The organism is Adhaeribacter terrigena (assembly GCF_016623615.1).
GTDB lineage: Bacteria > Bacteroidota > Bacteroidia > Cytophagales > Hymenobacteraceae > Adhaeribacter_A > Adhaeribacter_A terrigena.
This window is the reverse complement of the sequence record NZ_JAEHFX010000006.1, coordinates 21,282-45,913: the sequence shown is the minus strand read 5'-3', so window position 1 is coordinate 45,913 and position 24,632 is coordinate 21,282. Positions and strand designations below refer to the sequence as shown.

Here is a 24,632-nt window from a genome sequence, read left to right as displayed (position 1 = left end):
GTTAGTTTCTTCTACAGGCTCAGAATGACTTTGTTTAAGAATCCAGAAAACAACCAACTATCAGCAATTAACCATTCAAAAAATGGCTGAATATAAAACCCCGGCAACGGAAGCAGATTTTGAGGCGAATTTTGCGCAGATTAAACCGCTCATGAATGCCAACGAAGCGTATTACGAAAGCGGCCGCTGCCTTTTCTGCTACGATGCGCCCTGCGTAAATGCCTGTCCCACAAGTATCGATATTCCGTTGTTTATCAGGCAGATAAATTCCGGTAATGCAAGCGGTGCGGCCAAAACCATTTACGATTCCAATTATTTCGGTAATGCCTGCGGCAAAGTCTGCCCTACGGAAGTTTTGTGCGAAGGCGCCTGCGTGTATACCAACCAGGGCGTAAAAGCCATCGAGATCGGCAGGTTGCAGAATTTCGCTACGGATAAAGTCCTTAAAACCGGAAAACCGCTTTACAAAACGCTACCGAAAAACGGCAAAAAAGTGGCGATTATTGGAGCCGGGCCGGCGGGAATAAGCTGCGCCTGCGAGCTGAGTTTTTCGGGCTATAACGCTACCGTTTTCGAGGCTAAAAGTCTGCCTTCGGGCTTAACCGTGCACGGCGTGGCGCCATATAAAATCACCAACGAAGAAGTGCTGGCCGAAATGGATTTTCTGCAAAAGCAATTCGGTTTTGAAATAAAATACAACTCTAAAATTGAAACCGCCGAAGACCTGCAAAAACTGGAAACCGAATTTGATGCCGTCTTTATTGGCGTGGGTTTAGGAAAAACGGCAAGCTTGCAAATGCCCGGCGAAAATCTGGAAAACTGTTTAGGCGCGGTAGAATTTATCGAACAATTGCGGCTTAATCATGCAGAAATAAAAGTCGGCGAAAAAGTAATTGTGCTCGGCGGCGGTAATACGGCCATGGATGCCGCTTCGGAAAGTGCCCGGATGGGAGCCGAAGAAGTAGTTTTAGCATACCGTCGTGACCAAACCGAAATGGGTGCTTACGCCTTTGAATATGAATTAGCCAAACATGCCGGCGTCAAAGGAATATTCAACGTGCAGCCCCTGGAAATCCTAGGAACCGATAAAGTAGCCGGCGTAAAATTCATCCGCACCGAAACGTTGAACGGCAAAATTTCAACCATTCCCGGCAGCGAATTTATTTTGCCCTGCGACATGGTTATTAAAGCGACTGGCCAGGAAAAACAACGCAATCTGTTGCACCAAATTTCCGGATTAGAACTCGCTTCCAACGGCACCATTAAAATAAACGAAGCTACTTTCCAGACCACTAAACCGAAATATTTCGCCGGCGGCGATGCCGCTAACGGCGGAATGGAAGTAGTAAATGCGGCCAACGAAGGCAAGCGTGCCGCAAAAGGCATTCACCAGTTTTTAACCGAAAAACGATAGCGTTTTAAACTGAAAAAGTATAAAGAAAATTAAATATAAATTGACCAGGTTAAGCATGCTTTTTAAAAGTCTTGCTACTCGTGTCTAACTACTAATATATAAAAACCATGGCCGATCTTTCCATTAATTTCGCCGGTATAAAATCTCCGAACCCGTTTTGGCTGGCTTCCGCGCCGCCTACCAATACCGGTTACCAGGTCATGAAAGCGTTTGATGCCGGTTGGGGCGGGGCGGTCTGGAAAACGCTGGCGGTACCGGTAATCAATACGTCGAGCCGCTACGGTAGCGTGAATTATAAGGATAAACGCATGGTCGGTTTCAACAACATCGAGCTGATTTCTGACCGGCCGGTAGCGGATAACCTGCGCGAAATTGAAGAAGTGAAAAAGCGCTTTACCGACAGTGCTGTAATTGCTTCGCTCATGTTTCAGACGCGGGAAGAATGGCATAGAATTGTGCGCGACGTAGAAAATGCGGGGGCTGACGGGATTGAGCTGAACTTTGGGTGCCCGCATGGCATGTGCGAGCGGGGCATGGGTTCGGCGGTAGGGCAGGAGCCGAAGGTATTGCAGACCATTGTGGAATGGGTGATGGAAGTGGCTAAAATACCAGTCATCGTAAAACTTACCCCGAACATTACGGATATAACGCAGCCGGCCATTGCGGCCAAAGCGGGCGGCGCCAACGCGATTTCGCTTATCAATACCATTCAGAGTTTAGTGGGCGTAGATATTGATAATTTTGTGCCTTATCCCATTGTAGATGGTAAAAGTACGAACGGCGGTTACTGCGGTCCGGCGGTAAAACCGGTCGCCTTGAATATGGTGAAGAACTGCGCGCAGATTCCCGGATTTAACTTACCCATTTCCGGCATTGGCGGCATAGAAACCTGGCGCGATGCGGTGGAATTTATGCTGCTGGGTTCGGGGTCGGTGCAGATCGCCACGGCGGTAATGCATTACGGTTTTGGCATTATCCGGGAGCTGACTTCGGGCCTGAATAATTACCTCGATGAGAAAGGTTTTGCGAGCGTAAACGAGATCGTGGGCAAAGCCGTGCCAAACGTAACTTCCTGGGAAAATCTGAACCTGAAATACGAAGTAAAAGCTGAAATTCACGAAGAAAAATGCATTGAGTGCCAGCTTTGCTATACTGCCTGCGAGGACGGCGCGCATCAGGCAATCGGTTTGCGCGAAGGTTCCCGGATTCCGTACATCATTAAGGAAAACTGCGTGGGCTGTAATTTATGCTCGCTGGTTTGTCCTTCGGAAGGCTGCATTACCATGGAGCGCGTAGATGATGGCAGTCAGCACCTTACCTGGAAGCAAATGACCGCAGCCGGCGATATTCCCACTGATTTCAATGACCCTAGAGCCGGCGGTTTGCTGCACCACGCCAACCCAACCGAGCAGGCTTTCGTAACCAAACGGCCGCTGCATTACGAGGCGAAAGTTTGATTTTTGAATGAGAGAATGATTGAATGATAGAGTTAGTGAATCGTAAATTACTGAATTAGAGAATTATTTCTGGTGCTTCACACTTGCGCCAGGTAGCGCCAGTCCTAATATTCCATCATTCACTCAATCAAGAATCCTAACATGCTCTGATTCACGAAGTGCATTATTCAATCATTCTCTCATTCAATAAAACCGGCTTTGGCACGTTTCATGTGCAATAGAAATTAATATGAAGAAGTTTTTACTGGCCGGATTAGCCCTTTTTAGCTTTCAAACCATAGCGTTTTCACAGGAAAATCTGATCCCGAATGGTAGTTTTGAAGATGTTGCTGCTCTTCCGCTGGAAAGAGGCCATTTTTACTTAGCCCAACCTTGGTCTTCAACCGCTGCCGGCAGGGGCGTGCCGGCAGATCTTTTTCATAAAAAGTCACGCTCTTACGAACTGAAACCTTCTATAAATTATACTGGTCACCAGGAACCCCGTACCGGCGAAGCCTATGGCGGAATTTCTATTTTGCGGGCCGGTTCAGAAGATTACCGCGAATTTATTATGGTTCGCCTGGCTGAGCCGCTTGAAAAAGATGCATTGTATGAAGCGGAATTTTACGTGAGTCTGGCAGAATATAGCGAACTGGCAACCAGCGGAATTGGTTTTTTTGTAAGCCAGCGTGCACCTTTGCTGCTACAGAACGGTTTTTTAATGGCTAAGCCTCAGGTAGAACTTGCCCCGGAGAATATCATTACCGACCGGGATAACTGGACTAAAATCTCCGGACAATTTAAGGCTGCCGGTGGTGAAACCACGCTTACCATCGGCAATTTTCAGGCTTACGATAAAGTGCCCCGGTTAAAAGTAGTGCCAGCTGCCGGTTTTACACCCCGGAAAAAGACTGCGAAAGAGAAAATCCTTTCCTTCGGGAAAGAATCGGATGAAGGGTTTGCTTATTACTACATCGACGATATCAGCCTTGTTAAAGTAGGTGACCGGAAACCGGAAATTATTGCCCAACAGCCCGAACCGGCAGAAGTAAAAAATCCGGAACCGGTAGCCCCCAAAAATCCGGAAGTAATTGCCAAAAGATCGGAATACTTCGGGGAGGTAACGGCTAAGAAAACCATCCGGCTGAACAAGATCTTCTTCCAGCCCGACAAGTCTGTTTTGCTGCCCGCTTCTTTCCCCGAGCTGGATAAATTGTATGGTTTTTTAACTGAAAACCCTACCGTTTCTATCCAGATTAACGGCCACACCGACATTACCAACCTGCCCGATTACAACCAGACGCTTTCTGAAAACCGGGCCAAGGCTGTTAAATTTTACCTGATCCGGAAAGGAATAGCCGAAAAACGGATCAAAACCAAAGGCTTTGGCGAAACGCAGCCTGTGGCTACAAACGAAACCGAGGAAGGAAAACAACAAAACCGGCGTGTGGAATTCGAGATCCTGCCCTGAGTTTTTTTGTTTAAAAGCCTAGCGTTTTATATCTAAATTTTGCTATATCCGTAAGGGAAATAATTGCTGAATTCAACGATCCATTACCGGATCAAGCTTTTTTTCCGAACGATATGCCCGAGCGCGTTATTCCTTTTTACGCAAAATCTACTGTTATTTTATTGGGGTTAACCCTGCTTACGCTGGCGTTATTCATGGGCCGCGATATTCTGGTGCCCCTGGCTTTTGCAGTGTTGCTGGCCGTGCTGCTCAACCCTGTGCTCCGGTTCCTGGAAAGCCTCCGGATTCCGAAGTTGCTGGCCATTACCTTAACCGTGCTGCTGGCAATTGCCATTGTGGTGGGCCTGGCTTTTTTCATCACCTTCCAGATGGGGCAATTTACCGAAGCACTGCCGCAACTCAAGGTGAAATTAATGGAGCATTTGCACAGCATTCAGGTATGGCTTACCAAAGCATTTAACCTGAGCGAAACCAAGCAAAAAGAATATTTTAACCGCTTCAGCAGCAATATGCTGAGTGGCGGGGGCGGGCTGGTAAGCGGAACTTTTTCCTACCTAACCGATCTGCTGGTAATTATTACGCTGGTACCCATTTATGTTTTCCTGCTGCTGCTATACCGGAACCTGCTGGTTTATTTTGTGATCGAGGTCTTTTCGGCAGCTAATAGTATAAAAGTAAGCGATATTCTGCACGAAATAAAAACTGTTATTCAGAATTACATTGTGGGGCTACTTTTCGAAACCGTGATCGTGGCTTTTTTGAACACCATGGCCTTGCTCATGCTGGGCATTGAATATGCAGTTTTGCTGGGTGTTTTAGGCGCAATTTTAAACCTGGTACCTTACCTGGGCGGCATTGTTGCCATTGCCTTGCCGGTGCTCATTGCGCTGGTTACCAAAGATGGTTTGTTTTATCCTTTGGCCATTATCGGGGCGTATTCCGTGATCCAGTTCCTGGATAATAATGTGATCGTGCCGAAAGTGGTAGCCGGAAAAGTGCGGATCAATGCCTTGGTTTCTATTCTGGCGGTATTGGCAGGCGGGGCTTTATGGGGCGTGTCCGGCATGTTCCTTTCCATTCCGGCGGTAGCTATTTTAAAGATCATTTTCGATCGGGTAGCGCCGCTTAAACCCTGGGGAATGCTCCTGGGCGATACTATTCCCCAGGAAGCAATGGTGAAAGCCACGGCCCTGAAAAGCGACGGCATCATTCTGATAAATTCTCCGGACAATTAAGCCAGCCAAACTTCAATAAAAACTCAGATCTGCCTTGTAAGCCAACCATATTTTGGGTAACAAGTTAACACTAAAGTTTTCGCGAAAGCAATGACTGAATTTGCCTCCTATATTTTCCTGTTTTTTGCGGTGGTTACCATTTTAGCCACCCTGATTCCTCTTTCGCCAAAAGAATACTGGTGGATCAGGATGTTTGATTTTCCGCGTTTGCAGATCATTGCAGCCGGAATAATCGCCCTGTTAGGCTTTTATTTGTTTAACCATGGTAAAGGCACGCTGGCGCTATTACTGGAAATTTCGCTGCTGATCTGCATTGTTTACCAGTCGTGGCGCATTTTTCCCTACACGCCTTTTTACAAAAAAACGGTGCTCGATACCCGGCTGCCGGAAAGCGAGCAAGACCGGATCCGTATTGTGGTAACCAATGTGCTGGAAACCAACCGCAACTACCAGGCCTGCCTGGATATGCTGCGCAAAGCTGATCCGGACGTGATTCTGGCCGTGGAAACCGATCAGCTATGGAAAGATCATCTGGAAGAGCTGGAGAAGGATTACACATACACCCTTTTTATGCCGCTTTCCAATACCTACGGCATGCTGTTCTATTCGCGGCTGAAACTTATTAACCCGGAGATCAGGTTTTTGCTAGAGCCTGATGTTCCTTCAGTGCATACCATTATTGAAATGCCTTCCGGTGCGCCGGTTACCTTTCATGGCTTGCATCCGCGCCCGCCTGCCCCGCAGGAAGCCGAAACGTCTGTGCCCCGCGATGCGGAGCTGATCGTGGTTGGTTTAAATGTGAAAGACCACCCGGGCCCCACCATTGTAGCCGGCGATATGAACGATGTGGCCTGGTCGCATACTTCCAAATTATTCCGGAAAAACAGCGGGCTTTTAGATCCGCGCATCGGCCGGGGCTTGTATGCTACCTTCAATGCATTTTACCTGTTGCTTCGCTGGCCCTTAGACCACGTTTTTCATACCCGCGATTTCAAGATTGTGTCGCTCAGAAGGATGGAGAAAATCGGGTCCGATCATTTTCCGATCTGCATTACGCTTAGCTATGAACCCGAAACTCAAAACGAACAGGAAAAACCGGTAGCTGATGCCCAGGATAAAAAAGAAGCCGCTGAAAAAGTAGAGAAAGCCGAGACCATGAAAGCGGAAAAAGGCAGCCTTTCCTGATAAAAAAGGAAGCGTAATTTTTCATTATTTTCTGCTACTTTTGAAAAAAACGCTATTCTAAATGCTTCAAAAAGTAAAGGTTTTCGGGCTGTTTTTGCTGCTTGCCACTACCGGTTGCCGTTCTGTTGAAAAACCCGTTGAACAAGCTGCATTGCCGGCCGAAGTACAGGTTCTGGCCACGGTTCACAAATTCCATTTAAGCAACCCCAATTACCCCTACGCGAAAGTCACGCAGCAAATTCAAAAGTTCGGTCCGGATATTATTGCTATCGAAATCCGGCCGGAAGATCTGCAGGAAGATACTACCTATTTAAAGCAGTTTTATCCGCTGGAAATGCGGCAGGTTTTAAAAGATTTTCCGCGGGAGAAAGTGCGGGGCCTGGATTGGTATGGTGAAGAAATGCGCGGCAAAAAAATGCCTGCGGATGTTTTTAAAAATGAGCAAACGGAGCTGGGAAAAATAAAAAAACTGGAACGCGAAATGAACCGCGATTCCCTGCTTCAGCCCAGACTTATACCCCTTGCCGAACTTTCAAAACAACAAGTTGAACTGGCAAAAACCGCTTCGCCCGCCATTCTGAATAACGGGCAATACGATGACATTACCCGCACATTTTACGAGGTTTTAGATGAAGCCGTAAAAGGTACGCGCTACGAAACGTATACTCAATTTAACCGCCGTCGCGACGAGATCATTACTGAAAATATTGTAAAGCTTGTGCAGAACAATCCGGGGAAACGCATCCTGGTTTTACTGGGTGCCAACCACCGGAACCGTGCTATCCATACCTTAGAAAAACTGCCGGCAGAAAAGGTAAGACTTGTAGAGGTAGAAGACTAACACCCTGGTGTCAATGCCTGTAAAAACGCTATGGTTTTGCAGTAAAAAAGTAAAGCCTTCTGCTATAAAACAGAAGGCTTTTTTATTTGGTTTGAATTTTATTCCCAAGTATTAAAGCGGCGGCTCGCGCAGGATCCAGTTCACGTTGTAAAGGTCTTTACGGCGCTGGAATAAATTACGCACGCTGCCTGTAGTGTTCAGGTCTTTCAGCAAGTCCAGGTCCAGGTCCGCGATCAGCGTCATTTCGGTATTCGGCGTGGCTTCGGCAATGGTAGCATCGTGCGGGAAAGCAAAATCCGAAGGCGAAAAAACGGCTGACTGCGAATACTGAATATCCATGTTTTCGATGCGTGGAATATTGCCTACGCTGCCGGTAATGGCCACGTAACATTCGTTTTCAATGGCCCGCGCCTGGGCACACCTTCTAACCCGCAGATACGCATTTTTGGTATCGGTCCAGTACGGTACAAACAGGATCTTCATATCCATATCCGAAAGCAAACGCGACAGTTCCGGGAACTCCACATCGTAGCAGATCAGGATGCCGATCTTGCCGATATCCGTATCGAAAACCTTTAGTTTCTGGCCGCCGCGCATGCCCCAGTGCGCTTGTTCGTCGGGGGTTACGTGCAGTTTGTATTGTTTGTCGTAAGTACCGTCGCGACGACATAAGTAACTTACGTTAAAGAGTTTATTGTCGTAATATTCCGGCATGCTGCCCGCAATAATATTGATGTTGTAGCTCAGCGCCAGGTGGATCATTTGCTCCCGCACTTCCTGCGTGTAATCGGCTAAAGCGCGGATGGCCGCCGATGACGTTTTCTCGTCGGAAAGCGCCATGAGCGGGGCGTTGAAAAATTCCGGGAACATCACAATATCGGCTTTATAAGAACTTACCGTGTCCACGAAAAATTCGATCTGCTGCATCATGTCTTCCAGAGAAGTTACGCTGCGCATCTGCCACTGCACAATGCCGATGCGCACCACGCGTTTGTTGCCGCCAACAATTACTTCTTTTTCTTCATAATACACGTTAATCCATTCCAGCAAGGTAGCATAGGCTTTCGACTCTTTATCCTGCGGCAAATAGCCTTTCAGAATTTTACGCACGTGAAAGTCGTTGCTGAGCTGGAAGCTGAGGATCGGATCGAATATTTCTTTGTTGCGGACCTGCTCGATGTACTGGCGCGGGGTAAGTCTGTCGGCGTGTTCGAGGTAACCGGGAATGCGGCCGCCAGCTATAATGCCGCGCAGGTTCAGGTTTTCGCAGATCTCTTTCCGGGCATCGTACAAGCGGCGGCCCAGGCGCAAATTGCGGTACTCGGGATGCACAAAAATATCTACGCCGTAAAGCGTGTCGCCGTCAGGATTGTGGGTATCGAATTTGCCTTTCCCGATGATTTGTTCGTAGGTATGTTTGTCGCCGTAATCGGAATATTTAACGATCACCGATAAAGCGCCGGCAATTACTTTTCCTTTGTCTTCAATACAGATCTGGCCTTCGGGGAAATGCTTGAGCAGCGCCGAAAATTCCTTCTGGGTCCAGGAGCCGCCCAGGTTGGAATAAACCATATCCATTATTTCTTTAATTGCTTTATAATCGGAAAGGCGCAGAGTTCTTAAGATAAGTTTGTGCTCCGAGATATTTGGCTCACTTTTCTTGTTCGTAGGCATAGCGTTTTAATAAAAAAAGGGTTAGCTTAGCAATAAGCTGGTTTTAGGGAAACCCGTAATAGGCGTTAAAAATAATATGAACGTAAATTAGGGTAAAACCGCCGGAAAACAGCGCTGATTTTTGGGTGAATTTACAATAAAAAAAGGTTAGAAAAGATTGTTTCCTTCCGCTTAGGTAAACAAAAGCCCCATCTGAATCTTATACAAGATAAACAGCCGCCTGCCCCGCGCTTTCCACCCACCGCCTTCAGCCCGGCCCCCGAATACCGGCTTGTTCTACCACCTAATAACCTTAAAGGAATCCGTATGCAAAGTAATAAAGCTTCGAATGCCAGTAATAAAAAAGTATTGATAACCCAGGTAGCCGAACTGGAGGTTTTGATCCAGGCGGCTCTGACCATGGAAGAAAGATTTACGCCGGCTATAAAAGAAGTAAATAAAGATTTCCGGCTAAGCGCGCGCAACCTGTTGCACTACCTGGCACTGCGGCAGCACGATATCAGAACGCTGCAGGCCGCTTTGGCTGAGAAAGGGCTTTCCTCCCTCGGCCGCACCGAAGGCCACGTTTTAGCCAGTTTATTTGCCGTGCAGAAGCAACTCGGAATTTCCCTGGATTCCCAACCTGCCAGCAAGGAGCCCGCTATTACTTTTTCTGAAAGCAACGAACTGCTTCAAGCCAACACCCATGCCTTGCTCGGCACCGCGCCCGCTAACCGGAATGCCCGTATCATGGTTACCATTCCCACCGAACTGGCTTCTGATTATGACCTTTTATGCCGCATGATGCTGGCAGGCATGAATTGCGCCCGCATTAACTGCGCGCACGACGATGAAAAGGTGTGGCTGGAAATGATCAAAAATATAAAACGCGCCGAAAAAGAACTGAACCTGCCCTGTAAGGTCCTCATGGATCTGATGGGACCCAAGCTGCGCACCGGCCCCTTAAAACCCGGCCCGAAATTAATTTCCATCCACCCGATCCGCGACGAACAGGGGCAGGTCGTTTCGCCGGCCAATGTCTGGTTATCGGCGGCCGGCAAGGAACCGAACTTCCGGGTAGATTCCCGTTTGCCGTTTAGCAGCGCCTGGGTAAAGCAATTGCAGATCGGCGACGTGTTGGATTTCCGCGATACGCGGGGGCGCAAACGCCGGCTTTCGGTGGTCAAGAAAACAGCGGCCGGCGTGGTGGCTCATTTGTTCAAGACATCTTACATTGGCACCGGCACTACCATGCGGGTAAACAATAAAAATATGCCGCAACGTGAAGCGGAGGTAGGCGAGTTGCCAGCCATGGAAATACCTATCACGCTCAAAAAAGATAATTTCCTGATCCTGCATAAGGAGCCGTTGCCCGGCGAACCCGCTATCTTCGATGCCGGCGGGCACATTATAAAACCGGCGCATATTTCCTGCACCTTGCCGGAAGTATTTACGCGGGTAAAAGCGGGGCAGCCCATCTTGTTCGATGACGGGAAAATAACCGGCGAAATAAAAACGGTAAGCGCCGGGCAGTTGCTCATCAGAATTACCGCTGCCAGCGAAAAAGGCAGTAAACTGCGCGCTAACAAAGGCATTAACCTGCCCGACAGCAAGCTCAACCTCACCGACCTTACCGAGAAAGACAAACAGGATCTGCCGTTTGTAATGAAGCATGCCGATATTGTAAACCTTTCTTTTGTGAACCATCCGGATACGGTCTTGGAATTGCAAAACCTCATGGAAAAAAATGGCGCCGTTAAAACGGGCATCATGCTCAAGATCGAAACCAAGGAAGCGTTCCGCAATCTGCCGCATTTGCTGCTTGCCGTAATGCGCCGCTACCCGGCCGGTATTATGATTGCGCGCGGAGACCTGGCGGTGGAATGCGGCTGGGAAAGGCTGGCCGAAGTGCAGGAAGAAATTCTGTGGCTTTGTGAAGCGGCGCACATGCCGGTAGTCTGGGCCACGCAGGTGCTCGAAACGCTGGCGAAAAAAGGGCGGCCTTCCCGGGCCGAAATTACCGATGCTGCCATGAGCCAGCGGGCTGATTGCGTGATGCTGAATAAAGGCCCGCACGTGGTGCAGGCCATTCAGATGCTCGATGAGATCCTGGCGCTGATGCAGCTGCATCAGCACAAAAAAACGTCGATGCTGCGCAATTTGCAGATTTCGGAATTAGAACCAATTGCCGAAGAAAATGCCCGTGGAAAACGCTAGGAAATAGGGCCTGAAAACTATTGCCATTCCTTAAAGGCGGGTTTATTTTATTTATTTGCGTGCATTTGGCGTATAGGAATCGTACTTTTGCGGCATCATTCAGGTTAACAAAATTGCTATGGCCAATTGGAAAGCATCTAAATTTTACAGCGTTTTAAATTCAAAATGCCCGCGTTGCCACGACGGCGATTTGTTTCCGCCCAACACGCTTTACAGCCCCAAACACTTTGCCGACATGTATGAGAGCTGCCCGTGCTGTGGCCTGGCCTACGAAAAAGAGCCCGGTTTTTATTACGGCGCCATGTACGTGAGTTTCGGTATTAGTACGGCTATTTTCCTGATGGTTTTTTTTGTACTCAACCTTTTTGTAGAGGAAATAACCCTGACTATGATCATGACCATGATCGTGCTTATTGTGGTAGGGCTGCTGCCGATCACTTTCCGGCTTTCCCGTGCCATCTGGATCAATATTTTCGAGAATTACGAAGGGCCTTGCAACCAGATCAAAAAACGCGAATTCAAACCAAACAAACCGCCACAATATTAAAAGCATAAGCCCCAAAAAGTAAAGCTCCGAAGCAATTCGGGGCTTTACTTTTTGGGGCTAAAACCATAGCGTTTTTCAGCGAGTTTTATAACTGGATTTCCGGAATTTCGCCTTCAATAATTAACGTGCCTTCGGTTGCTTTTTGTATGTCTTCCACGCTTACGCCCGGCGCGCGTTCAAGCAGTTTAAAACCTTTATCGGTAACTTCTAAAACGGCCAGATCCGTTACAATTTTCTTCACGCATTTCAGGCCGGTTAAAGGCAAGGTACAAGACTTTAACAGCTTCGACTGCCCATCTTTAGAAGTATGTTGCATGGCTACGATGATGTTCTTTGCCGAAGCCACCAGGTCCATGGCGCCGCCCATGCCTTTTACCATTTTGCCCGGGATTTTCCAGTTGGCAATGTCTCCGTTCTCCGAAACTTCCATGGCGCCCAGAATGGTCAGATCCACGTGCTCGCCGCGGATCATGCCAAAGCTATCGGCGGAAGAGAAAATGGAAGAACCTGGCAGCGTGGTAATGGTTTGTTTACCGGCATTGATCATATCGGCGTCCACTTCGGCTTCGGTCGGGAAGGGCCCCATGCCCAGCAAACCGTTTTCGCTTTGCAGCACCACTTCAATGCCTTCGGGAATATAATTGGCTACCAGCGTCGGAATACCGATCCCCAGGTTAACGTACATCCCGTTCTTTACTTCTTTTGCAATGCGCTTGGCAATGCCGTGTTTATCTAACATACCTAATGTGCTAATTTGCTAATGTGTTAATGCATTCTATACTTTTGAATGTGTTAATTTTTTAATGTGTCTGTCAGCTTTTCTTACTGCTATGAATGATGCGCGAAAGTAACTTTTGAATTTCAAGTAATTTATCCAGTTTATCAGAAATTTCCGGATAGCCGGAGCTGCTCTTACAAAGCAGGAGCCAATATTCCGTTTCTTTCGCTTCCTTCGACGCAATTTTTAGTTTATGAATGAAATCAGCTTTGCTTTCTGCATGCTGGGCTTCCCAGATATTTGCTCCAACGGATGTACCACTTTTAAGCAATTGATTAGCGATTATATATTTCCGTTCGCTTTCCAGCGAATCTGCAAATTGAATAATCGTTAATGCAAATTGAAAGGATTTATTTACAATCGCATTTTCAGAACTTCCGGGAGGCTTTATTTCTTCCATAAAGTCAAAAAATAGCACATTACCACATTAAAAAATCAGCACATTAAACCGTGCGTACCGTCCGTTGCTCAATGCGTTTCTCGTAGGCTTTGCCCTGGAAAATGCGCTGCACGAAAATGCCTGGCGTATGGATCATATTCGGGTCGAGTTCGCCGGCAGGTACGAGTTCTTCTACTTCGGCAATGGTGATTTTTCCGGCCGTGGCCATCATCGGGTTGAAATTGCGGGCCGTTCCTTTGTAGATCAGGTTACCGGCCGTGTCGCCTTTCCAGGCTTTTACGATCGCGAAATCCGCTTTCAGCCACTCTTCCAGCAAATACATTTTGCCGTTGAATTCCTTGGCTTCCTTGCCTTCGCCCACTTCGGTGCCGTAACCGGCCGGGGTGTAAAATGCCGGAATACCAGCCCCGCCCGCGCGGATTCTTTCCGCCAGTGTACCCTGCGGGATCAGGTCCACTTCCAGCTCGCCGGTAAGCAGCTGCCGTTCGAATTCGGCGTTTTCGCCTACGTAGCTGGAGATCATTTTCTTTACCTGTTTTTGCTGCAGCAGCAGGCCGATGCCAAAATCGTCTACGCCGGCATTGTTCGAAATGCAGGTCAGGTTTTTAACGCCCAATCGCAGCAGTTCCTGGATCGAATTTTCGGGGATGCCGCATAAGCCGAAGCCGCCCAGCATCAGCGTCATGCCATCTTCGATGCCTTTACAGGCTTCCGCCGCGTCTTTTACAACTTTATTGATCATAGTTCAAAGGAAATCAGTTTCAGCAGCGAAGTTAAAGGAATTTGGTAAATTCTAAAGGAATTGCAGTTTTAATTGGAAGCCGGACTTTTCAAAAAACGGTATGGTTCTGGCCCTGAAAAGTCTGAACGCTTTAAAAGTAATGCGCTTTTTATTGCTTAGAATATTCCCGCAGGTTCTATGGCCAGGGCAACTTAAATGTTCTTTCGGTCTATTGCCGGATAACCAGATCGTAAAACATGCTTAAAGAGAAACGTTTAGGACGTCTGCCATAAATGCCTTTTAAGCTGATTTAACCGGCGGTAAAGAACATTTCGGAAGATAATTGTTTTTAGAGCGGGACTTTAATCTTCAGAAACAATTAAAAACATCGGGAAAAAATCGTTGCTGTTGCTGGAAATACTGCTTTGGCTGAACGGGCTGATCCTGCTGTTGGTCCTGCTGATCGGTATTGGTTTTCAGATTCCGGCCGTACAAACCTTTACGGCGCAAAAAGCTACGGCATTCCTGTCGGCCAAACTAAAAACCCGGGTTACGATCGGGCGATTTACCACCGACTGGCGCAACAGTGTTGTGTTGAAGGAAATTTACATAGAAGACCAACAAAATGACACCCTGCTATATGCCGGCCGCCTGGGGCTGGATTTCAATATTCTGGGCACTACTTCAAACCGGCTGAAGATCCGGTCGGTTAAAATAGACGACGGAAGCCTGCGCATTTATTCGAACCTGGCCGACAGCAGTTATAATTTCAGTTTTATCGGTGAAGCGTTTTCGGGTTCGGGCAAAACCGATTCATCTTCTTCCTTTAGTTTGAATATAGTGAGTTTGCAGCTGCAAAATCTGCGTTTGCAATTAACCGATCCGGTTCGCGGAAATTTCGGCACGGCCCGGATCGGAAAATTTACGATGCACGCCGATGCCTTCGAAACGCAAACCAAAACTTACGAATTAGGCAACATGCAGCTGCAGAACAGCAATTTAAGCTGGCGCAAAACCAAAAGGCCCGGAAAAATTGAACAGGACGCCGGACATGATTTTACTTTCAGAAAAATTAACCTGGGAAACCTTAAAATTGACTTGCGGGATGAAACAATAGCCCGTCGCCTGACTATGAAAGTTGGTAAGGCAGCATTGAAAGCCGATAAAATTGCGCTGGAAAATGCCCGGGCCGACCTGAGTAAATTTACTTTCGAAAATGCCGACATTCAATATTATAAACTAAAGCCCGCTGAGCCTTTGCTCAAAACCGATACTATTCAACAGGAATCTCTCGTAAAACCTGTTCCGAAGAAAAAGCAGGATTGGGCCATCTGGTTGCATGATGCAAATTTTCAAAATTTAAACTTTCAATACCACGACCTGAATGCGCCAGCTTTAAAAAGAGGAATTGATTTCAACCATTTGTTTTTAAAAAATACAGATCTCAAACTTTCCAATCTGTATTACAGCCAGAGCCGGGTTTCCGGCATTGTAGATGCGCTGCAGCTGCTCGAGAAAAGCGGTTTCCGGGTAAAAAATCTGCAGGGAAATGTAAAAGCTGGAACCGACTTTCTGGAACTGAAAGAAGTAATTCTCAAGACCAATAACTCGCAGATCAGGGCGGTCATTGACGTGAAATTTGCGCCTTTAAGAAAGATAACCGGGATCAAAACCACGTTCACAGCCCAGCTGCACAATGCCCGTTTTTCCCCACGGGATCTGTTGTTTCTAGCCCCAGACCTGGCCGGAAAACCTTTTTACCGGAAACTCGGAAACAATTTGCTTTTGCTTAACGGCCGCGTTTCCGGGCACGTCCGCGATCTGCAGTTTCAGCATTTCACCTTAAAAGGCTGGACCGGCACTCACATGCTTTTCAGCGGACAAGTGAAAGATATACAACTGGAAAACAGCCGTTCCCTCCGGTTACAGATCCGCAAACTCAACACCAACCGAAAGGATTTGAACGTGATCATGGCCAATGGTAAATCGGCTCCAAAATTCAGATTTCCGGATCAGCTTTCTTTAACCGGTAACTTACAAAACCAGGTCAATAAACTCAGTTTCCAAAACCTATACATAACCGGCTCCAACGGGCTGGTTTTACAAACCAATGGCAACGTAACCGGACCAGTGGGGAAAAAGCATGTTGATCTGCAGGTAAAAAAACTGGTGGTTAGCCGGCAGGGATTGTTGAATATGCTACCCCCCGGAGCCATTACGCCGGAAGTGCAGCTGCCGGAAAATGTACAGTTTGCGGGCACCTACCAGGGGAGTTCGCTGCAGCATTTTGCTGTAAACGGCCATTTTAGAACCACTTTCGGAAACGTATTTGCCAACGTAAAGATAGAACCGGTGCAGCGTTTTGCCGGCCATATCAGCCTCGATAATTTTGATCTGGGCAAGTTGCTGAAGCTGGAAAACATGTTGGGCCCTGCCACCGGTAGTGCCGATTTTAAAGGCAAAGGTTTTAAAGTGCAAACCATGGTTTTGCACTATGATGCCAACGTGAAAAAGTTTGTGTACCGGAAAGATACTTACCGCAACATTCGGCTGGAAGGAAACCTGAACGAGAAAATTTATAAACTGAATGGTAACCTGGCCAATGCGGCGTTGCAGGGGCTGGGCCACAAACTGAAGAAAATTAAGCCCGGGAATATCAATCTGAAAAAAGCCGACCCAACCCGTTTTATCCCCAAAAAGATAGAACCGAAAAAGATCATTCCGAAATTCTTAAGGAAAAAGAAAAAGCGGGAAGAAGCGCAAAAACAGTAAATTTTGCCGGCCGGCAGGTTTATTATAGGATTAAGGAATTGCAGTATTATAAAAGTAAATGAAGCGCAGAAATGATCCAAAAAAACTTAAGTTTTTGGTGCAAAAACGGTAGCGTTTTCTGCCTGAAAAGTAAGAGCACAAAGATTTTTGAAAGCAGCAGCATTTTGTTTCAGAAAAAACGGTAGGAAAAATAGCTAAAAAACTATCTTCTGTCCGGTTTTTCCGTAGAAAGCATGATTTAATTCTGTTGAACAAAAAAACTGGCATTATTACTACTCCTCATAAAACTTCCCGGCGCATTTTACTGGTCCTGCTCTGGATCCTGGCAATTCCCGTTGCTTTGATCCTGGTGATTGTTATTGCCCTGCAAATTCCGGCGGTGCAGCAATTTACCGCCCAAAAAGCAACCAATTACCTGGCCGAAACCCTCAAAACGAAAGTCTCGATCGGCGGCTTTACCACCGACTGGCGCAACAGCATTGTGCTGAAAGAGATCTACCTCGAAGATCAGAAAAAAGACACCTTGGTTTATGCCGAACGGCTGGGCCTGGACCTCAATATTTTCGGGTTGCTTAACGGAAAAATTGACCTGGGTTCCGCGCGCCTCGACAATGCCGTGCTGAACATCAGTTCCACTATGCCGGACAGTGTTTATAACTTCGATTTCATTCTGGAGGCTTTTGCCACCGATACCGCGATGGCCCAACCCGCCGATACCGCTGCCGGTTTTACCTACAACATTGGCGTGGTGGAACTCAACAATGTGCGTTTCACCATGAACGATGCCGTGGGCGGTAATAATATTAAAGCCAAAGTCGGGTTGCTGCAGGTTTCCATGGAAGAATTTGACCCGGAAAATGCGGTTTACCGCCTCGGAAAAGGCCGGATTGAAAACAGCGCTGCCAATTATATTCAAACCAAAATCCCTGAAACTTCTTCCGATTCCATTGCCCTTGATATTGGTTTTCAGAACCTGGCTTTGAAACAGGTGAAATTCAATTACGAAAACAAACCGGCGGCCCAGCGTATTATGCTGGATGTAGGAACTGCCGAGCTTGCCGCTAAAAATATCGACCTGAAAAATGCCCGCATCGATCTTTCTAAATTCGATCTGCAAAATTCGGCCGTAGCATATTTTCAGGATAAAGCCACACCTGTAGATTCCCTGGCGGTAAACCCCGTCGTAACGGCTGCTAAACTCGACAGTGCCGCCGAAAAGCACCAGGGAAAACCGGTGAACTGGGTCGTTACGCTCGGCGATATGAAGGTGCAGAACGTGAACTTCGATTTCGGGAATTTCAACACCCCGGAAACGAGCAAAGGCATGGATTTTAACCACCTGAAATTTACCGGCATAAACGTAGACCTCAAAAACCTGTACTACAGCCAGAACAAAATTTCGGCCGATCTTCAGCAGTTGCAATTGCAGGAAAAAAGCGGCTTTAAGATCACCAATTTCCAGGCCGATGTGAACGTGGAATCGAAGCAGGCCTCACTCCGGAATTTCGATCTGAAAACCGGTCACAGCCATTTGAAGCCCGAATTTTCCCTGGCATATCCGTCGCTTTCAACCATTGCCGATAACGTCGATCAACTTACCATCAATGCCGACCTGGAAAACTCGACCATTGGCGCGCAGGATATTCTGTATTTTGCCCCGTACCTGGCTGATAATCCTTCGTTCCGAAAAATTGCAGGCCGCAGCCTGACCATCGATGGACGTTTGTACGGCAAGGTAAACGACCTGAATGCTGAAAACCTTCGGGTGAAAGGCCTGGCCGGTACCAGCATAAACGTGAGCGGCAACATCAAGGAAATGACCAATATTGAAAAAGGCACACTGAACCTGCAGGTAAACGAATTTACCACTACGCGCACCGATCTTTTAGCTTTGTTGCCGCCCAATACCATTCCCAAAGACATTACGCTGCCGCAGCGCATGACCATTTCCGGCCACATCCGCGGGAACATGGATAACCTGAATTTGCAGAATTTTAAAGCAGCCGCTTCCGGAGGTACTTTTTTAGCGGTTTCCGGTACCGTTCAGAATGCCTCCGATCCGAATAGAATGCGCCTGAACCTGGACGTGAATAACTTTACTTCCACCCGAACAGCTTTGCAGGAAATTTTGCCGAAAGGTACCATTCCACCCGATATTCAGTTGCCGGAAAAAATGCAGCTGAGCGGGAAGTTTAACGGTACGCTGCAAAATTTTACATCTAACGCCAACATTAAAACTTCCTTTGGAAATGCCGTTGCCAACATTTCCATGAAGCCCGGTGAGCAATTTTCCGGTACGGCCAACCTTGCGGAATTGGACCTGGGCAAGTTGCTGAAACAGGAACAAACGCTAGGGAAAACGACCGGGAAAGTCACTTTCTCCGGAACCGGTTTAATGCCGGAAACCATGCGCGCTACGTTCGATGCCGATATTCAGAAGTTTGAGTATAACCAATACGCCTACAACAACATCAGCCTGAAAGGAAATATTGACCGGCAGAATTATACCGTGAGCGGCAACATGAAAGACGGCAACCTGGCCTTCAACCTCGATGGCAATTTCAATCTCGCCGGCACGCCGCCTACTTATAAAGCTACTTTGAATTTAGATGGCGCCAATCTCAAAGCCCTCAATCTGTATTCCGAAGACATTAAAGTTTCCGGATTGGTTGTGGCCGATCTGCAAGGCGCTTCGCCCGATGAAATGAAGGGCACCGTGAACATCAGCAATTTACACTTGCAGAAAGCCCGCCGGAATTACCGCGCCGATACCGTGGCCATCCAACTCAATAACAGTTTGGGCAAAACCGATATTGCTATTCAGTCGGATATTGTAACGGGTTTTTTCCGCGGAAACAATAGCGTTTCAGACCTGGCCGTTGCCTTACCCAAACACATTGATGCGTATTTTAACATTCAGGATGCGCCGTATCCGGCCAACGTTACGCTGCAGAATTTTGACTTCAATTTCGATCTGAAACGGCCGCGAATTTTTACCGCTTTCGTTCCGGGTTTAAAACGCGTGCGTCCGGGCAAGATCAGCGGTTCTTATAATACCACCGGCATGGAGCTGAAAATGGATGCGAATCTGCCACGGATCGTTTACATGGATTACACCATCGATAGCACCAAACTACAGGTGCGCGGCGATGCGGAAAAGATCGGTTATAACGTGGCTTTCGAAGAACTGATAGATTCTACCTTGCAGATAAAGAACGTTTCGCTGGCGGGAGATATTAAAAATAATACGCTGGGTACCAACCTGAGAATTGCCGAAGATAACGGTGCCACCCGCTTTGGTTTAGGCGGCGTAATGAGCGTAATTCCTAACGGCTATCGTTTTAGTTTTACCCCCGGCGAAGTGGTGCTGAACAAAGAACAATGGAATGTTTCCGGCGACAATTATATTCAGTATCAGAACGGAAATATTTATGCCAGCAACGTGCGCCTTGATAAAAATGGCAGCGCTTTAACGCTCAACAGCCTCGGCACCAATACCTCCAATGCGCCGCTGGAAGTCCGGTTCACCGATTTCGATCTGGCCAACGTTTCGCGGGTTGTTGAGCGCAACGACAGCTTAATTGCCGGAAACGTGAACGGTACTTTGGTTATCCGCGATATCATGAACACTATGGGCATCAGCGCCAATGCTACTATTACGAACCTGGCATATACCGGCGTTCCGATTGGCGATCTTGCTCTGCAGGCCGAGAATACTTCGGGTAACCGTTACAACCTGCAGGCAACGCTTACCGGCAACGGCAACAATGCAAGTTTAAGCGGTTCTTACGTAGCACAGGGCACTTCCAATGCTTTGAATTTAACGGCCAATATTCAATCCCTGAACCTTGCCATTGCGCAAGGGCTATCGCAGGGGCAGCTTAAAAATACGGGCGGCAACCTTTCCGGAAATTTCAATATTACGGGCACCGTGCAGCAACCCAATATTCGCGGCACGGCTAATTTCGATAACGCTACCTTTGCCATTGCCATGTACGATGCTACGTACCGCTTGCAGAACCAGCAGATCGTGTTCGATGAGCGCGGCCTGAATTTCAGCAACTTTACCCTGCTCGATTCCATGAACAACAAAGCGGTAGTGAACGGCACCATTTTCACCCAGAACTATACCGATTTCCGCTTTAGCCTCGATGCCGTAACCGAAGACTTTCTGCTTCTGAATTCTACCGCCGCCGATTATAAACTGTACTACGGCCGCATGGTGGTGGACAGCAACATAAAAGTGCGCGGCAATTTGAATTTACCGGTCGTAACCGCCGATGTAACCGTGGTAGATGGTTCGGCTTTAACCATTGTGGTGCCGGCTGAAGCCGTTTCGAAGCAGGAGCAGGAGGGCATAGTTCAGTTCGTGAACATGCACCGCCGGCGCCGGCCAAACTCCACTCTGAGCGAAGAACGTCAGGATTCAACCCAGGAAATGGCCCTGACCGGGATAGATGCCCATGCCAACGTGGCGATAACCGATAAAAGCAAATTCACGGTAATTATTGATGAAACCACCGGCGACCGACTGGAAGTTACCGGCAACGGAACGCTCAACGCCGGTATGGACCCTGCCGGCAACATTACGCTAACCGGCCGTTACGACGTAAAAGAGGGCTTGTATAAACTTTATTTCTACGACATTGCCAGCCGCGAATTGCGCATCGATCCGGGCAGTAGCATCATCTGGTACGGCGATCCGCTGGATGCCAACCTCGATATCCGGGCTATTTACGATGTGAAGGCGCCGGTGCGGGAGCTCGTGGCCGAACAGATTGCCGGCGAAACGGGCTCCGAACAAAACAAATACCGCCAGCAATTGCCTTTCCTGGTTTATGTAAATCTGAACGGCAACATGCTCAAACCCGATATTACGTTCGATATAAGATTACCGGAAGAGGAGCGGGGCGCCTTTTCGGGGCAGATAGACCAGCGCTTGCAAATGCTGCGATCCGAACCTTCGGAAATGAACAAGCAGGTTTTCTCCCTCATCGTGCTGGGCCGCTTCATGGCGCCCGATCCGTTGCAATCTTCCGGCGGCGGCTTGCAGGAAACAGCCCGCGCCAGTTTAAGCGCGGCTTTGGGAGAACAACTAAACCAGCTCACCAACAAATATGCGGGCGGTTTAGGGCTGGAGCTGGGTTTAAATGCCTACCAGGATTATTCTACCGGCGATGCCCGCAACCGCACCGATCTGAACGTAGCCGTACGGCAGCAATTACTTAACGACCGCCTCATTTTCCGGGTGGGTACTGATATTGGCCTGGAAGGCGAAAGTCCGGCGAACCGGCCGGCGAACAACAGTGGTTTTGCCGGAGATTTTTCAGTAGAATACCTGATCCTTCCGGATGGCCGTTTGCGCGTAAGGGGCTTCCAGCATCCGGCATACGAAATGCTGACTGAAACGCAATTGCAGGAAACAGGCGTAGCGCTGGTTTATCAGCGCGATTTCAACGATTTTGTTGATCTGTTCCGCAAAATTTCCAAAGCCCAGGAAAAAGCCCGGCAACAAAAGAATTAAAAACGCTATGCTTTCAGGCCCGAAAAGTCTGGAATGAAAAATAATATTAGCCGCATAAACTACTTATGGATTTTAAATATCCTGCATACTTTTTCACCCGAAAACCCTACCGTTTGCCTGCCCGTTTGCTGCAAATTATAGCCGTTTGCGGGTGCGTTTTCTTCCTGAACAGTTGCACCGGTACCAGCAAATTACCAGCCGGTAAACAATTGTATACCGGAGCCACCGTAAAGCTAAAATCGGACGAACGCATTCCCCGGCGGGCTGAAAAAAGGTTGCTGCCGCAGCTCGAAGCCGTGATCACGCCCAAGCCCAATCTGTCGTTTTTAGGCGTGAGGCCCAAGCTGGCTTTTCATAACCTGGTAGGCGAACCGAAGCGCGAAAAAGGGTTTAAGAATTTCCTGGCCCACAGCATCGGCGAACACCCGATCTATTACGATTCGGTGAATAACCGCAAAGTGACCGACCTGATGGTGAACCGGCTGAACAACAACGGCTTTTTCAATTCGCGGATTGAAGTAAAGGAAACCAAACGGAAAAAGTCGGTGAGCGTGGTTTACACGGCCGTACTAGCTAAACCGTACCGCATTTCCGAAGTTATTTTCCCGACCGGGGATTCGTCGCAAACCCAGATCCACAAAGATATTGCCGCTACGGCCCCCGGCACGCGCTTAAAACCCGGCCAGATCTACAATTTAAACAGACTGATAGAAGAACGGCAGCGGATTGATTCCATTCTGAAAAATAACGGTTATTACTATTTCGGACCTGATTTTTTGCTTTTTAAAGCCGATAGTTCTTATAAAGATCACACCATAAAACTGTACGTGCAGCTAAAACCCGGCACGCCCGAAAAAGCCCGCCGCCCCTATACCGTTAAAAGCGTAATTATTTACAGCGATTATACCATCGGTTACGATACCATTCCCATGAAACCGCCGGTAGTTATTCGCGGCTACCGGTATTACCCGGACGAAAATTCCCTGCGGGCGCGCCATTTACTTTCTTCCGTTTTCCTGGAACCCGGCAAATTATACGCCCGCCAGGACCATGCTTTAACCCTGAGCCGCATTATGGGCTTAGGTCTTTTCAAGTTCGTAGACGTGAATTTTACCGAAGGTGATTCTACAAAAGGAGAATTGAATGCAGCTTTGCGGTTAGTACCCATGATGAATCAATCGTTTCGGGTGGAATTGGAAACAACGGCCAAAACCAATGGCTTTGCCGGGCCCGGCATTAATTTCAGTTACCGGCACCGTAATTTTATGAGAGGTGCCGAATCTTTTGTGCTCACCTTGCGTGCCGGACAGGAAAGCCAGGTGTCGAAACGCAACTCTTCCGATTCAGGCCTCAACCAGGCACTTAATTCCGTAGAGCTTGGCCTTACCGCTGATCTTTATGTGCCCCGATTCATAACGCCTTTCAAGATCCGGAATTTACGCTCTGAATTTGTTCCGAAAACCCGTTTCCGGTTGGGTTATGATTATCAGAACCGCACCAATTATTACATGCTCAACGGGTACCTGGCCAGCTACAGCTATATCTGGAAGCCGCGCAAAACCGTAACCCACGAAGTAACTCCGATTAACGTGCAACTTACCAAGTTAATGAACCAGACGCCGGCGTTTGAGGAATTGCTCGCTCAAAACCGCTACCTGGCCCAGAGTTTTCAGGAACAGTTTATTATCGGCTCGCTTTATTCTTATACTTACAACACGCAGTTAATTCCCGGCCGCAACGATAATTATTATTTCAACGGTATTATTGAAGGTTCTGGGAACCTGGTAGGTTTGCTTACGGGTGGTTTCGGAAAATCTACCGGCGAACCGATCGAGATCATGGGACAGCCGTATTCCCAATACACCAAACTTGATCTTGATTTCCGGTATTACCACACGTTTGCTTCCAAATCTACGCTGGCTACGCGCATCATTACCGGGCTTGGTTTGCCATACGGAAACTCCAGTACGCTGCCTTACATCAAGCAATATTTTATTGGGGGCAGCAACAGCATCCGGGCGTTCCGGGCGCGTTCGGTAGGGCCGGGCGTTTTCCGCGATACCACCAATTCCGGCTTTTTCGACCAAAGCGGCGACATCAAGTTTGAAGCCAATATTGAGTACCGTTTTAAGTTAATTGCGCCATACCTGGAAGGGGCCTTGTTTGTGGATGCGGGTAATATATGGCTTTCTTCGCCAACGCCCGATAAACCAGGCGCCGAATTCCACCTCAATAAATTTTTTAACCAGCTGGCAATTGGTACCGGTTTTGGTTTCCGCATCAACGCGCAGGTAGTGGTGTTCCGCTTCGATTTTGGCATCCCGGTGCGCGCACCTTACGAAGCTTTGGGCGAACAGACCGTACTCAAAATTCCGCCGCCAACCAAAGATATGGTAATCAACATCGCCATCGGGTATCCGTTTTAGATTGTAGATTGT

15 protein-coding genes are annotated in these 24,632 nt (G+C 47.9%); 11 read left to right on the top strand and 4 right to left on the bottom strand.

Going from position 1 to position 24,632, the window contains the following annotated elements:
- The first annotated feature begins 82 nt into the window (after positions 1-82).
- The 6 genes from I5M27_RS12160 to I5M27_RS12135 all read left to right on the top strand — a co-directional run bounded on the left by I5M27_RS12160 (position 83) and on the right by I5M27_RS12135 (position 7,582).
- Positions 83-1,414 carry an NAD(P)-dependent oxidoreductase gene (locus I5M27_RS12160; protein ID WP_200506501.1) on the top strand — a complete coding sequence of 444 codons (1,332 nt, stop codon included), beginning with the start codon at positions 83-85 and terminating at the stop codon, positions 1,412-1,414.
- Between the two features lie 107 nt (positions 1,415-1,521).
- Positions 1,522-2,871 (top strand): NAD-dependent dihydropyrimidine dehydrogenase subunit PreA, encoded by a 1,350-nt coding sequence (gene preA, locus I5M27_RS12155; RefSeq protein ID WP_200506500.1) that lies wholly within the window; start codon positions 1,522-1,524, stop codon positions 2,869-2,871.
- Positions 2,872-3,100: 229 nt separating this feature from the next.
- Positions 3,101-4,321, top strand: coding sequence for an OmpA family protein (locus tag I5M27_RS12150; RefSeq protein ID WP_200506499.1), 1,221 nt, complete (start codon positions 3,101-3,103; stop codon positions 4,319-4,321).
- A 113-nt stretch (positions 4,322-4,434) separates the two neighbouring features.
- Positions 4,435-5,556: an AI-2E family transporter gene (locus I5M27_RS12145; RefSeq protein ID WP_200506498.1), complete on the top strand. Its 1,122-nt coding sequence runs from the start codon at positions 4,435-4,437 to the stop codon at positions 5,554-5,556.
- Positions 5,557-5,646: 90 nt separating this feature from the next.
- The gene (locus I5M27_RS12140; RefSeq protein ID WP_200506497.1) at positions 5,647-6,741 is read left to right on the top strand and encodes an endonuclease/exonuclease/phosphatase family protein; all 1,095 of its coding nucleotides are present in this window, start codon (positions 5,647-5,649) and stop codon (positions 6,739-6,741) included.
- 61 nt (positions 6,742-6,802) lie between these two features.
- Entirely contained in the window at positions 6,803-7,582 is a 780-nt protein-coding gene (locus tag I5M27_RS12135) for a hypothetical protein (protein ID WP_200506496.1), read from the top strand.
- Between the two features lie 111 nt (positions 7,583-7,693).
- On the opposite strand, the gene I5M27_RS12130 is transcribed toward I5M27_RS12135, so the two are convergent.
- Complete coding sequence (locus tag I5M27_RS12130) at positions 7,694-9,256, bottom strand: bifunctional GNAT family N-acetyltransferase/carbon-nitrogen hydrolase family protein (protein ID WP_200506495.1); 1,563 nt, start codon at positions 9,254-9,256, stop codon at positions 7,694-7,696.
- Between the two features lie 306 nt (positions 9,257-9,562).
- On the opposite strand from I5M27_RS12130, the gene I5M27_RS12125 reads away from it, so the two are divergent.
- Together I5M27_RS12125 and I5M27_RS12120 are read left to right on the top strand one after the other, a co-directional pair.
- Positions 9,563-11,452, top strand: a complete 1,890-nt coding sequence (locus I5M27_RS12125) for a pyruvate kinase (protein WP_200506494.1) — start codon at positions 9,563-9,565, stop codon at positions 11,450-11,452.
- A 118-nt stretch (positions 11,453-11,570) separates the two neighbouring features.
- Positions 11,571-11,999: a DUF983 domain-containing protein gene (locus I5M27_RS12120; RefSeq protein WP_234462514.1), complete on the top strand. Its 429-nt coding sequence runs from the start codon at positions 11,571-11,573 to the stop codon at positions 11,997-11,999.
- Positions 12,000-12,084: 85 nt separating this feature from the next.
- Here I5M27_RS12120 and I5M27_RS12115 read toward each other — a convergent pair whose 3' ends face one another.
- The 3 genes from I5M27_RS12115 to I5M27_RS12105 all read right to left on the bottom strand — a co-directional run bounded on the left by I5M27_RS12115 (position 12,085) and on the right by I5M27_RS12105 (position 13,919).
- Entirely contained in the window at positions 12,085-12,738 is a 654-nt protein-coding gene (locus I5M27_RS12115; protein ID WP_200506493.1) for a CoA transferase subunit B, read from the bottom strand.
- A 73-nt stretch (positions 12,739-12,811) separates the two neighbouring features.
- Positions 12,812-13,177, bottom strand: a complete 366-nt coding sequence (locus tag I5M27_RS12110) for a four helix bundle protein (RefSeq protein WP_200506492.1) — start codon at positions 13,175-13,177, stop codon at positions 12,812-12,814.
- A gap of 43 nt (positions 13,178-13,220) precedes the next feature.
- Positions 13,221-13,919 carry a CoA transferase subunit A gene (locus tag I5M27_RS12105; RefSeq protein ID WP_200506491.1) on the bottom strand — a complete coding sequence of 233 codons (699 nt, stop codon included), beginning with the start codon at positions 13,917-13,919 and terminating at the stop codon, positions 13,221-13,223.
- A 387-nt stretch (positions 13,920-14,306) separates the two neighbouring features.
- Between I5M27_RS12105 and I5M27_RS12100 the strand changes: the two genes are divergently transcribed.
- From I5M27_RS12100 to tamL, 3 genes are all read left to right on the top strand, one after another.
- Entirely contained in the window at positions 14,307-16,670 is a 2,364-nt protein-coding gene (locus tag I5M27_RS12100; protein ID WP_200506490.1) for a hypothetical protein, read from the top strand.
- Positions 16,671-16,917: 247 nt separating this feature from the next.
- A complete protein-coding gene (locus tag I5M27_RS12095) occupies positions 16,918-22,194 on the top strand; it encodes a translocation/assembly module TamB domain-containing protein (RefSeq protein ID WP_200506489.1) in 5,277 nt (1,758 codons plus the stop codon).
- Between the two features lie 65 nt (positions 22,195-22,259).
- On the top strand, positions 22,260-24,620 hold the full coding sequence (tamL, locus tag I5M27_RS12090) for a translocation and assembly module lipoprotein TamL (RefSeq protein ID WP_200506488.1): 2,361 nt from the start codon (positions 22,260-22,262) through the stop codon (positions 24,618-24,620).
- The last annotated feature ends 12 nt before the right edge of the window (positions 24,621-24,632 follow it).